At 40.0% G+C, this 11,968-nt stretch carries 11 protein-coding genes and 2 pseudogenes; 5 read left to right on the forward strand and 8 right to left on the reverse strand.

What is annotated here, in order from left to right:
• Positions 1-2,151 (reverse strand): alpha-mannosidase (locus IQ246_RS25490; protein ID WP_194006112.1); only part of this gene is annotated, 2,151 nt, incomplete at its 3' end.
• A 106-nt stretch (positions 2,152-2,257) separates the two neighbouring features.
• On the opposite strand from IQ246_RS25490, the gene IQ246_RS25495 reads away from it, so the two are divergent.
• Complete coding sequence (locus tag IQ246_RS25495; protein ID WP_194006113.1) at positions 2,258-3,925, forward strand: hypothetical protein; 1,668 nt, start codon at positions 2,258-2,260, stop codon at positions 3,923-3,925.
• 98 nt (positions 3,926-4,023) lie between these two features.
• Here IQ246_RS25495 and IQ246_RS25500 read toward each other — a convergent pair whose 3' ends face one another.
• From IQ246_RS25500 to IQ246_RS25510, 3 genes are all read right to left on the reverse strand, one after another.
• Positions 4,024-4,968 carry a 1-acyl-sn-glycerol-3-phosphate acyltransferase gene (locus tag IQ246_RS25500; protein WP_194006114.1) on the reverse strand — a complete coding sequence of 315 codons (945 nt, stop codon included), beginning with the start codon at positions 4,966-4,968 and terminating at the stop codon, positions 4,024-4,026.
• Between the two features lie 104 nt (positions 4,969-5,072).
• On the reverse strand, positions 5,073-5,402 hold the full coding sequence (locus IQ246_RS25505; protein ID WP_194006115.1) for a hypothetical protein: 330 nt from the start codon (positions 5,400-5,402) through the stop codon (positions 5,073-5,075).
• A gap of 50 nt (positions 5,403-5,452) precedes the next feature.
• Positions 5,453-6,250: an SDR family NAD(P)-dependent oxidoreductase gene (locus tag IQ246_RS25510; RefSeq protein ID WP_194006116.1), complete on the reverse strand. Its 798-nt coding sequence runs from the start codon at positions 6,248-6,250 to the stop codon at positions 5,453-5,455.
• A 110-nt stretch (positions 6,251-6,360) separates the two neighbouring features.
• On the opposite strand from IQ246_RS25510, the pseudogene IQ246_RS25515 reads away from it, so the two are divergent.
• Positions 6,361-6,504 (forward strand): annotated as a pseudogene (locus tag IQ246_RS25515) (transposase); the annotation flags it as partial.
• A 1,021-nt stretch (positions 6,505-7,525) separates the two neighbouring features.
• Positions 7,526-8,413 carry a response regulator gene (locus IQ246_RS25520; protein WP_194006117.1) on the forward strand — a complete coding sequence of 296 codons (888 nt, stop codon included), beginning with the start codon at positions 7,526-7,528 and terminating at the stop codon, positions 8,411-8,413.
• 80 nt (positions 8,414-8,493) lie between these two features.
• On the opposite strand, the gene IQ246_RS25525 is transcribed toward IQ246_RS25520, so the two are convergent.
• From IQ246_RS25525 to IQ246_RS25540, 4 genes and pseudogenes are all read right to left on the reverse strand, one after another.
• Positions 8,494-8,823, reverse strand: coding sequence for a DUF3082 domain-containing protein (locus IQ246_RS25525; RefSeq protein ID WP_194006118.1), 330 nt, complete (start codon positions 8,821-8,823; stop codon positions 8,494-8,496).
• Between the two features lie 62 nt (positions 8,824-8,885).
• Positions 8,886-9,839 carry a 4-(cytidine 5'-diphospho)-2-C-methyl-D-erythritol kinase gene (ispE, locus tag IQ246_RS25530; RefSeq protein WP_194006119.1) on the reverse strand — a complete coding sequence of 318 codons (954 nt, stop codon included), beginning with the start codon at positions 9,837-9,839 and terminating at the stop codon, positions 8,886-8,888.
• A 15-nt stretch (positions 9,840-9,854) separates the two neighbouring features.
• Positions 9,855-10,667, reverse strand: a complete 813-nt coding sequence (gene rsmA / locus IQ246_RS25535) for a 16S rRNA (adenine(1518)-N(6)/adenine(1519)-N(6))-dimethyltransferase RsmA (RefSeq protein ID WP_194006120.1) — start codon at positions 10,665-10,667, stop codon at positions 9,855-9,857.
• Positions 10,668-10,739: 72 nt separating this feature from the next.
• A pseudogene (locus IQ246_RS25540) lies at positions 10,740-10,931 on the reverse strand (transposase); the annotation flags it as partial.
• A 34-nt stretch (positions 10,932-10,965) separates the two neighbouring features.
• Between IQ246_RS25540 and IQ246_RS31045 the strand changes: the two are divergent.
• Both IQ246_RS31045 and IQ246_RS25545 read left to right on the forward strand, forming a co-directional pair.
• A complete protein-coding gene (locus IQ246_RS31045) occupies positions 10,966-11,097 on the forward strand; it encodes a hypothetical protein (RefSeq protein ID WP_255515640.1) in 132 nt (43 codons plus the stop codon).
• Positions 11,098-11,176: 79 nt separating this feature from the next.
• The gene (locus IQ246_RS25545) at positions 11,177-11,653 is read left to right on the forward strand and encodes a helix-turn-helix domain-containing protein (RefSeq protein WP_244142161.1); all 477 of its coding nucleotides are present in this window, start codon (positions 11,177-11,179) and stop codon (positions 11,651-11,653) included.
• Positions 11,654-11,968: the final 315 nt, after the last annotated feature.

An 11,968-nucleotide genomic window follows, 5' to 3' on the forward strand; every position in this document is an offset into this window, starting at 1 on the left:
GAGTGGGGGAGTGGGGGAAAGCCAAAAGAGGCGGTAGCCTACGGGTGGGATTTCGGTTGCGATAAATAGTAGTGTTGATGGTTCAGACAATTGAGAGACAAGCTGTTTTCCAGAAATATCGTAAATATGCCATTCCTGGGTAGCTGTTGCTGATGTGGGTAAGGGGATAGAGATTACTTCAGAACGCTGCCAATTGAGAGAATTGAAAACGAAAATAGGTAAACTATTGGGTTTTAGTGGTTCTGGTAAGGTAATGTGAGATGCGATCGCTCTTAGTGACTCATGTAATATCTTCGTTCCTACTTGTTCCACTTGCTGCCATTGGGGCAGTGCATCTATATAAACTTGGGTAATTGAAGAACCAGGCAAAATATCGTGAAACTGTTGAAATAATACCTGCTTCCAAGCTGCTTCGATTTCTGCTTTGGGATATGTCACGCCACAGCTTACGCTTGCTAAAGTAGCAAATAGTTCCGCTTGATACAATAACCCTTCACAACGACGATTCCAACGTTTTTGATCTGCGTGAGTAGTGTAGCAGCCGCGATGGAATTCTAAATATAATTCGTCATTCCAAGTGGGGAAGGGGGGAGGAGAAGAGGAGGGGGATAAGGAAGACAAGGAGAATAAATAACCACTGTCTCCTCCTGTATCCTGTATCCTGACTGCTGATTGAATTTGTTGTAGATATTTTTCAGCCGTTATAAATTCTAGATCTGGGAAGAAAGGCGACTTTTGCCAGCGTTGGGCGGTTTCTAACATATCACGAGTGGGGCCGCCGCCGTGGTCGCCGACGCCAGGGAGCCAGAGCGATTCTGGTAAACCTGTTTGGGTTTGCCATTCAAAGGCGTATGATGCCATTTTCACTGGGTCAATGGCTTCGCCGATAGGTGCAGACATCAAACTAAATACTTCGCTACCATCAGGCGATCGCCACCAAAAAGCACCATAATCAAACTTAGTAGTATCATTCCACCGCAACTTTTGCGTGACAAAATACTCGATTCCTGCATTAGCAAAAAACTGCGGTAAAGTTGCACAGAAACCAAAAGTATCCGGAACCCAGGCCACAGTTGAAAGCTTGCCAAATTTTTCCTGAATGTAGCGCTGACCATATAATAGCTGACGGACTATTGATTCACCAGCAATCAAGTTGAGTTCTGGTTCCACCCACATTCCACCGATAACTTCCCAAAGTCCAGCTGTTACTTGTGCTTGAATTGCTCTAAACAAGTCTGGGCGATGTTCTTCAATCCAAGCATAAAGTGCCGGAGTTGAATGACAGAAAATTAACTCAGGAAAATCTTCTTGCAATTTCAGAACTGATTCAAAAGTGCTTTGTGCTGCATTCCAAGTTTCATTTACAGGCCAAAGCCATGCTAAATCTAGGTGAGCATGACCTAATAAATAGATTTTGGATTTGAGATTTTGGACTTCGACTTCCCTCAGTCGAGCGATTTTGAATTGAATAAGCTTTTGACGTAGGAGTAAGAATGATTTTACCAACTCTTCTTGCCCTTCCGCTGCGCCTCTGCGGTTCGTTACCTCCCTCATTACCGCCGCCAACTCCTCCAACTTCTCCGGCGCAAACTTTTCTAAATAAAGTTGTACTACCGCCAATTCATCAGCCACAAAACCCGGATCAGGATTATTATCATCAGTAGATTCATATACAAGGAGCGATCGCACCAAAGCACCATCACAATGTTCCGGACTCTCTAACCGCAAAGCAACAGTAAATTCTTCTCCTGGCGTTACTCCCCGACTAAGAAGCACTCTGGGTGAGCAATCAAATAAATCGCCCTCCAGCGCCAACTCTCCATTTACATAAATTTTGGCAGAGTCTGCCCACCAAACTAGCGCCAGCCGCAAAGATAACCCTCCTAAGGCATAACCCTGTAAATCTTGGGGAACCACCAATCTTTGCACCAGCCACAGCACTTTTTTCCCACCTGTCCAAGCAATATGTCCTTTAGTATTTAGTGGGGAAATTTGCCAAGCAGATAAATCAGATGTGGCAACATCAGTAATAACCTGGTCATGCTCCTGATATAACCAGTTAGACTGAACATTAACTTGGCAACAAGAGCGCAGTTTCTCTATTGCTTCCAAGATGAATCTAGTATGAGATTGAGAGACAGAAGGGGTCATATTTTCGCTAAGATGAGGACACTTACGATAATTAACAGTTTGTCGTTTTTATTGTTTGGCGGGAGTCTCACAACTAAACAAGACTTAAAACTAACAAATCACTACCATGTCTTCTGGTTCTTCTGGTCATTATCAAAGCAGACTATTTAACTTTGTCAACCAGCAATCTCGGCGGTTGACGCAACAGTGGGAAAACACCTTTCGGCACTTGCAAGTTGCCACCAAGTGGAGTTTAGAAACACTACTTCACACTGTATATCTACTGATGCAATCATCGGAATTATCTGGAAAAACGCTACACACTAAAGAACCACAATCTAGGCTCAAGTTACAACCAAATGATACCGATTTCTTTGGGGAAACTCCCCTAACTGTTGACACCCCTATCCAGCATCTATTAGGGGAAATCCAAAATCTTTCATCGCAAGAGGTTACTGCTACTTCCTCGAATGCAACTTTAAATCCCTTAGCATTTTTGAGGACTTTGTGGTCGAAAGCTATTCATCATAAACCTACAGAGCACGCTAATCCTCCTCAATCTTTAGCTATTTCAAATAATCCAGCAGGGAGTATTCACCCCTCACAGCTAAAGGATGCTCTTAAGTGCCATTTTCCAGTTGTGCGGGGAATTGCCACAAATTTGCTGAATCGCAATTTGGTACTAGTTACCGCCGATAATGAAATTCTGGATATTTTGACATCCCAGCAGCAGGCAAAATTAGAAGACAAAATTATTAGCGAAATTGCTAATTATTGGTCTTTTTGGCGGTTAGCTAAAGTCAAAAAAGAAAATATCTTATTACCAGAAATTGACCGCTTACTAGCAAAACTCACTGGTAAAAGGACAAGTGAAATTGCATATCTTACTGAAGATACATCGGAAGATTTAAATTTAATAAATCAGAGTAAATTGCTGGCATTTATAGATGCATCTGTCGCCAAGTTGGAAATGAATGCAGTAGTACCTGTGCAACAACGCAGTCGGGAAATTATCCAAGTTTTCCAAACACAGTTAAATATATTTATTTATGGTAAAGAGCGGTTAGCTGCTAGAGGAGAAATTGCAGTAACTGCTGATAGTTTGGAAACTCAAACACTGAATTTTCAGGCTTTAATTGAAGCAGCACTCAATTACTTTTTTGGTGTTGGCGCAGGTAAGAAACTTAACCCAAGCAGCAATCAAAGACAATTGCAAGGCAAACCATTACCCTATCGACGTTTCAATATACCTAAAAGCCCCCAGTTGCATAATCAGGTACCAACAGATCCTTGGCTGAATTTGAGTGATTTATTTGGTCAGTCTAAGACAGTTGTTAACAAACCAGTTACAGTGTCCCAAAGACTAAATCCTATACTAGCTCCGAATATATTACCAGAGATGTCTATGCCTAAGAAAGTTGTGCATAGACGCAAAACGGTTTGTCCTGAGACATCGCCAAAAGCCAAATCTGGGTTGGTGCAAAAGAAACAAACCACCCGTAATTTCACCTCAAATCAAAAAATATCTGGCAATATTATCCCTGCAAAACAAACTCAAAACCGTGTTTCCCAATCTCAAAGCGAGAGTTCCAAACCAGATGTTTTCCAGCGGCTTCGTCAAAGCACTCAAATGGAGGCCAAGCCAGATTGGATAGAGACCACAGCAACATTAATGGGCTATGAAAAGCACCCCTTAGAGCAGCTTTTAGAATGGCTTGACAGTTTTATGCTCTGGCTGGAAGAAATGTTTGTCAAGATTTTTCAGGCATTACAAAAGCTGTGGCGAGGTAAATAAACTGGTAAATATTGTTTAAAATTTTCCAATTCAGGGAAATCGAAAAGGAGAATTTTGATTATCTTATAGTGTTAATTGCTGGTTTAACAAGGAATTTTTTACCAAAGCATGTGATTGAATAAATGACGAAATAGCTTAGTTCCTGTTGGTTCTTGATAGTCTTTTGGTAACAGAGTAAGCATTGCGTTCTGCAAGGCGTCTAAAGCTGTTTCTACTTCCTGACGCTTCGGTCTGGTAGTTTGAGAAAAGCGTAACGGCTCACCTACCCGAATAGTTAACTCCTTTTTTAGATAAAGGTTATGAGTTCCGATCAGTGCTAAAGGGACGATCGCCACACCAGTACGTAAGGCGTAAATTACAGTTCCTCGCTTCAGGGGGAGATGTAAGTTAGCTTCAGTAGTTCCCAGTCGTCCTTCTGGAAATAGAACCATCCCATCCCCATGAGTTAAGATTGCTACAACAATGCGGTTTATCTGTCGCAGTGTGTGTATATCTTCCCCTGTAGTCACAGTTTGTTCAATTGCTGTAGCTAAATCTACAAGATCTTGCCGTCCTGATTTAGCTGCTGCGATCACAGCGAGTTCTTCTTTCCACACCCGTTCTAAAGGAATGACACCCCCCGCAAATCTGAGAACTAGGCGTTTCCACCACTTGTTATAGAGGGTACGGGCATCGCCGAGAATGTAATAGTAGGGTAGGGTGGGGAGTTCAGCCAGCAGGAGCAACGGATCGATGTGGTGTAGATGGTTGGCTGCCAAAATTGCAGGTTCTTGGGGTATTCTTTCAAAGTGTTCAACCCGCACTCGGAAAAATGAATGGATAAGCGATCGCATCACCAAGCGACGCAGCCAAGGCTTAGCTTTAGGTTGCTGATGCCCTTGGTTAATAGCTTCCAACTCATTCAAAGTTTCCTCAATTATAGAACGAACAGCGCGATCGCTAGCCGCAGCTATACCCTCTTGTACCCGCTTGATGCTTGCGGTAGTTAAAGGCGGTAAGGTTTCTGATTGAATTATGCTTTCTTGCTGGTGGTTGGATGTCAAGTCAGCTGCTTTTTGAACCCCACGAATTTCGGAAGTTACCCCATTAACTAGGTCTTTTGGAACAGATTCACTAGAGGAACTTTTGATAAAACTCTCCTTGAATTTTAGTTATTTACATTATCGGAAAAATAGATTGCTGAGGATTGAGAGTTTTTTTCAACTAGAATAGGCTTTCCCTTAACTCCTCCACGAGTAAGAGTACAAATTCTATAAGAGTTTTCACAGTCAAAGATTGCTAGAACTAGCTCTTTCCCTGTTTGGTAAGAGGATGGTAAAGGTTTCCCTATCTCACATTCGAGATCTGTTCCATTGTCACGCCAACGTAACTTCCAAATCCGCTTTTCGGTTATTGGTGCTTGAATAGACTTAGCAATAGCGCCATACACCTGCTCCGCCTTAACATCGTCCTTGGCTGCTGGAACAAAAAACTTCATACGCTTTAGTTACAAGTAACTTAGGTTTCATTAGCACCAGCGTAACGTAGTTACCAAGGTAATTTACTACCATCCCACGAGAAAAAGTGACCACTATCATCTTCTTGAAGTTGTTCAATGACAGCTAGTAATTGGGTAACAGTACGTTCGACTGAGAATAATTTTTCCGCAGGTACATTTTGCTGAAAGGGACGAGAAAGGCGTGTATCGGTTGTACCAGGATGTAATGTCACGACCAATGTTTTAGGACAGCTTCTTCTATACTCAATTGCTGCCGTTCGCAGAAACATATTAAGTGCAGCTTTCGAGGCACGATAGCCATACCATCCACCAAGTTGGTTATCGCCAATACTGCCCAGCTTAGCAGAAATATGAGCAAAAACGCTGCGTTCTGCGCTTACCGCAGCACTGGAGCCATCGCTATGGCGAAACAAGGGTAATAGGTGTTTAGCAAGTAAGACAGCACCAATACTATTGATTTGGAAGTAGCGCAACAAATTTTCTGAATTGAGTTGTCTTAAGCTTTTTTCGGGTTGCAAGCTACCCTCATGTAGTAGTCCTACACAATTGACTACTAAGTGCAACTTATTGATTTCCATACGCATCTTTTTAATGGCTTCAGCAATTTGTAACTCATCAGTAATATCCATCGACAAACAAGTTAATCGTTCTGAATATTTGCCTGCAAGAGCTATTAACTCACAGGCTGATTCTGGTTGACGATAAGTTGCATAAACTTTGGTAATTCTGTCATCTTGTAGCAAGTTTTTTACAAAACCTAAACCAATGCCTCGGCTAGCTCCTACAATTAATGCGTTGGCATTTTTAATTTCGTCAAGAAAAGACATATAAATATTGGGTTGGTTAGAGACTATTTATAAAGTAAATCTAAAGAAGAGTTATCAGGTAGAAAGGCGACAATAGGATACTTTTTATGTATTATATCTACATAGGAACAATGAAGCGAAAACTTTATTATACAGACCTTAGTGACTCAGAATGGGCAATTTTAGCGCCTTTGATTCCACCAGCTAAACACGGTGGGCATCCGCGAACAACGGATATGCGAGAAGTATCCAATGCTATCTACTACCATCTAAAGATGTACTTTATAAATGGTCTTTAATAAAAAATTTATTCCTTATGACGGATGACTAGGCATATTATTATATAGTTAAATCCCTTGTGAGGAACTTAATAGAGGTTAAATATATAAGCAACTTATAAGCAACAATTTGTTTGTTTAAGCTAAAACTATTAGTGCCAATACATCTGAATTAGAATCGAACAAATGATGTGAGTGTAAATTAAAGTTTGAATTATGCTTCTTCTTTTTATTACATAACAGCTACAGATTAATTAGCCATAATAAAAATTAGCAAGTACTTTCAGCTTATTTGTTATGTTTCGGAAAAACTATGAGAGATTTAACTAGTTAACGAACATGTTGAGAATTAACTTAATTAGAACGTGAATCAAAATTATAATTAACTTATATTGACTAGTTTGAACTCTAATTAGAAACATTACTATACTTTAGTCATAAGTTTAATCAATAGAACTTACAAACAATGAGCATATTGAATATTTTAGTATTAATTAAGTTGAAAAGTTTGATATTTTTCATCTGTAATATTTTTTTGAACTTCGTAGGTAATTAGTAGGGCATCTCTAAAAAAATGTCAATATTAGTCATGAATGAAATTTAACTTTCATTATTTGCTAAACTTACTAACAAACGTCACAATTGTTTTTATTCATATTCAGTTGTTTAGCAATTTTGTTATATTATAAATGATAAGTATTTAGCTATTTAGTGGTAAAATAAAATTTACAATCATAACTTCTTTTATTTCTTCCCGAATATATTTTTGGCAAACCAATAGTTGAGATCAGGCTTTTAGGAAGCTGTGATTATCAGTTAACTAAGAGCTAGAGCTTTCATTTATTAACAAGGAGTGGTAAAAGTTTTGAATTGTGGCAATTTTTAGTGAAACAAAACTTCACCATTTCTGAGTTATTAGTTAATAAATGTCTTCAAGTCAACATATATAGGTCTTGTAAAAAGTATTCGGCACAGAGTTTGGTAATTATTCCCTGCCAAAAATCCTAGTGATAGAAAAATGATGTACGAATCGAAAACAATCCTAGTAATTGAAGATGATACCGATACCCGCAATCTCTTCTTAGACGTTCTTGAGGGTCAAGGATTTTATACAATAAGTGCTGAAAATGGACTTGCTGGTATACAACAAGCACAAAAGTATGTACCCGACTTGGTGATTTGCGATATTCTGATGCCAGATATGGATGGTTACAATGTTCTGACTACGCTCCGTCAAGATCCTGTTACAGCGATTATTCCCTTTATTTTTCTCACTGGAAGCAACACTCAGGCTGCTGTTCGCAAAGGTATGGAGTTAGGAGCAGATGACTATCTTACCAAACCCTCTACTATAGAGGACTTGCTCAGAGCGATCGCTGTCCGATTGGAAAAGCAAGCTTTACTAAGGTACTATTACGCTACTAACTCTTATCCAGCCTCCGAACTAGTACCTGTATCGATAGGCTCAGAGCCTATCTTTCCATTGGTTCCTCAACTACAAGCAGTTTTCGACTTTATTGAAGCTAATTATCGCCAAGGAATTACTTTGTCTGATGTAGCTAAGGCAGTTGGTTATTCGTCTGCTTACTTGACTAACCGAGTCAAAGAACTGACAGGAGAACCTGTGAACGTTTGGATTATTAAGCGCCGCATAGCAGCTGCACGTCCCCTACTTCAAGATACTAACCAGACAATTGAGCAAATTGCTACTACGCTAGGCTATCAAAATGCGTGTCATTTTTCTCGGCAGTTTCGTCAATATAACAATGGGCAATCTCCTAAATTATGGAGAAAACAGCATCAACTTCTTCAGACTTCCACAAATGCGAAATTGCAACTGATAAAAAGTCATGGTAAGATCAGAAGTTTTGTACCTTTAAGTTGTTCATCAAAAGTAAATTACTAGGGTGTTTTGCATCCAAATTGCATATTTTTCGTGGGGGGAGCCATTGCATGAAGCAGGCTCCCCTTTAAATGCTTAACGGCTTAATTGTCACTAGCTTTGTGCTTGGTCAAATTTTGCACTAATAATTGGACTCCCAAAGCTAATAAACCAATTGCTACTATACCAAATACCCCAGATCCCAAGGCAAACACACCGACAACTAGAGTACGAACAGCAGAGGAAATTTTTACCACTAATGGATTTACTGAATGAATAGGTTTGGTGGCAAAATTTGTGGCGATCGCAATCATCAATGAATATACTGCGAAACTCATTCCTCCAGAAATCACCGCTCCTGTGAAACAGCGTAAAGGGCTTGTTGTAACTCTTTCTTGAGCTTCTGCCTCTTCGGTTACATTTGGATCATTCATACAATTTTAGATTTTAAATTAGAAATAATTCTTGCTGATTTTTCATTAACGATAAAGCTTTTCTAAACTGATGATGTTACCTGAATTCCATGTGTAGTCATCCGAGTCACAAACAATTCTAAATCCTCGTCAGGAATTGCTTTTCTCAAATTTAGCTTAACTGCTTGTGCTTGTTGTTCAGATTCTACAAGAGCGAACACTGTTGGGCCAGAACCAGACATCATTGTTCCCAAAACACCTTCTTGAGTTCCAAACACTTCTCGCAGTTGCAAGACTTGGAGATATGCTGGTAAGACTACGTGCTCTAAATCATTGTGCAGTTTTTGAGCAATTTTTGTTGAGTTTTTATCCAGGATCGCTTTAACTATTTCTCCCGAATGAACTGCATTAGCACGCGCTGTCAAACTCTCGGTGTCTCTAATATAAGAATTGCTAAATTGCTGTCTATAGGTTTTGTATGCCCAAGCGGTGGAGACTTCCAGGCTGCGGTATTTCGCTAGTACTACATATATATGATCCAAAACTGGTAGAGGAGAAAGTTGCTCGCCTCTACCTGTAGCGATCGCTGTCCCACCCGCTACACAAAACGGCACATCTGAGCCGAGAGTTGCTCCCAATTCTTCTAATTCTGACTGAGTTAGTCCTAACTTCCATAGTAAATCTATACCTACCAAAACAGCTGCGGCATCTGTAGAACCTCCAGCTAACCCAGCAGCTACAGGAATATGCTTGTTGATGGTAATTTCTACACCCCCATACTTACTAAAAGCTTCGGGAAATTGTGTCGCCATTAGTTCCGCTGCTCGGTATGCCAAATTACTTTTATCTGTCGGTACTTGTGGATGGTTGCAGTGAACGCGAATGGTATCAACACTAATGGAACGCACATCAATTTTATCGGCAAGGTCGATACTTTGGAGTATCATTGCTAACTCGTGATAGCCATCAGGGCGATCACCGATGATTTCTAGATACAAGTTGATTTTGGCAGGGGCAATTAGGGTGTAGGAACGCATTTTTAGTGCTGAGTGCTAAGTGCTGAGTAAGTTAGCCAGTGTTACCCATTGGTTAACGCTGAGATCTTCGCCACGAACTTGGGGATTTATTTCTAATTGTTCCAGTAAGTGGGTCAGGCGATCGCGTTCTACGACTGATTGCAAATTATTTCGTAACATTTTACGCTTTGCGCTGAATCCTAACTTGATCAGGTTCTCCAACCGTCTTGGATCAATTGCTGGTATTTCTATTTTTCGAGGATACAATCGCACGACTGCTGAATCTACTTTTGGCTGTGGGTGGAATGCTGCTGCTGGAACTGTGCAAATTAACTCGCACGTAGCCAAGTATTGCACTCGCACGCTCAATGCTCCAAAGGCTTTTGACTCTGGTTTAGCATACAACCTTTCTGCTACTTCTTTTTGCACCAGTAGCACTATTGAGTCAAACGGTTCAGGATTGGGGTTGGCGATCGTACCCAGTAGTTTCTCAATGATTGGGCCTGTGATATTGTAGGGGATATTGGCTACTACTTTATTTGGCTTTTGGAAACTGGGAAATGCTGTCAAATACGATGGTAAATCTAGGGTGAGAAAATCTCCTTGTAGCAGTAAGAAATTTTCCTTTTTACCCAGTTGCTTTGCCAGTAGTTCGCACAAGTCGTAATCTATTTCAACTGCGACTAAAGATTTTACCAAGGATAGTAAACGACGAGTCAGAATGCCAGTTCCTGGGCCAATTTCTAGAGCGCGATCGCTTTGTGTACACTCTGCTGCTTTAATAATTGCATCTAGAGCCTTTTCACTTTTGAGCCAATGCTGAGCAAAGAGCTTGCGCGGTCGTACCATTGATTTTTCTTATCTTATATAGGTTTCAGATTATTCTTAGAGGATGTTTTAAAAGTCAAAGTGAGTCAAAAATTATGCGAGTCGTCTGACCATGATCCGAATGATTGTTATGTAGATAAAAGTCTCGGAAGTATCGGAGAGTCTTTCATAATCCTTACTCAAGCGCCGACACCAATTAAGCCAGCCAAAAGTTATTTCTACGACCCAACGCTTTGGTAAGATAACAAAACCCTTCTTCTCTAAAGGCCTCAGGACAATTTCCACAATCCACCGAAACATATCCATTACCCAGTGCATAATGAATCGGATTGAAGATGAGTGGTTGCATCTTAAACCTGACAAACTTGCTTCAAGGGTGTTTGAAGATGAGTACATAATGGCGATCGCCATTATTGATAGTATAGAGAATATAGCTATACAAGGTCAGTAAGTAACCGTACAGAATTAATTACACAAATTAATAATATAATACTTTTCAGTTGAATAATTGTGGATTAATTTTAATTACCATGATATTTATTCGGGAAATAAATCCTCTTTCAGCTAAATTACTAGAGCGAATTTATCACCAAAGCCGACATCATCAGGTACGTCAACGGGCGCATTGCTTAATTCTCGCAAATCAAGGAGTAAAAGTAGAAAAACTGATGAATATTTTTAAAGTAAGTTACAAAACAATTTATAACTGGTTTGATAGGTGGGAATCAGATAGCATGATGGGATTATATAACAAACCAGGAAAGGGCTGTAAACAAAAATTTCATCTTGAACAACAAGAAACAATTAGGGAATGGACAAAACAAGAACCAAGGCAATTAAAGCAAGTGGTACAAAAGGTCAAAGAAGAATGGGGAATTCAGACAAGTACCAAAACAATTCAAAGAATACTAAAAACCCTGAAAATGAGTTGGCATCGGATGCGTCGAGGAGTAGGAGGAGAACCATTACCTCAGGTATATCAAGAGAAAACTGCACAATTAGAGTGATCCATAAAAATAAATGCCCAGCCGTGTGTTGAAATTATTCGTGGGTGTTGAGGATCGCTTGTTTGACGGCTGGGCATTTATTTCTTGGCAGTATGCTTAGAAGAATTGAAGAAATTGGACGAACAAGGAGAAATTGATTTATATTACTTGGATGAAACTGGTTTTTGTCTAATTCCTTCTATTCCATACCAATACGGTTCAGTTAAGGCTAAAAATCATGTAAATTAAGCATTGTTCCCAAGCATGGAAGTTGAGTGTGGTGCATCTCAAGGATTTCTCGTTGGTGTCTCCTGATATACAAACTGAGGAACTGCT

It is taken from the genome of aff. Roholtiella sp. LEGE 12411, assembly GCF_015206995.1.
In the GTDB taxonomy this organism is placed as follows: Bacteria; Cyanobacteriota; Cyanobacteriia; order Cyanobacteriales; family Nostocaceae; genus Komarekiella.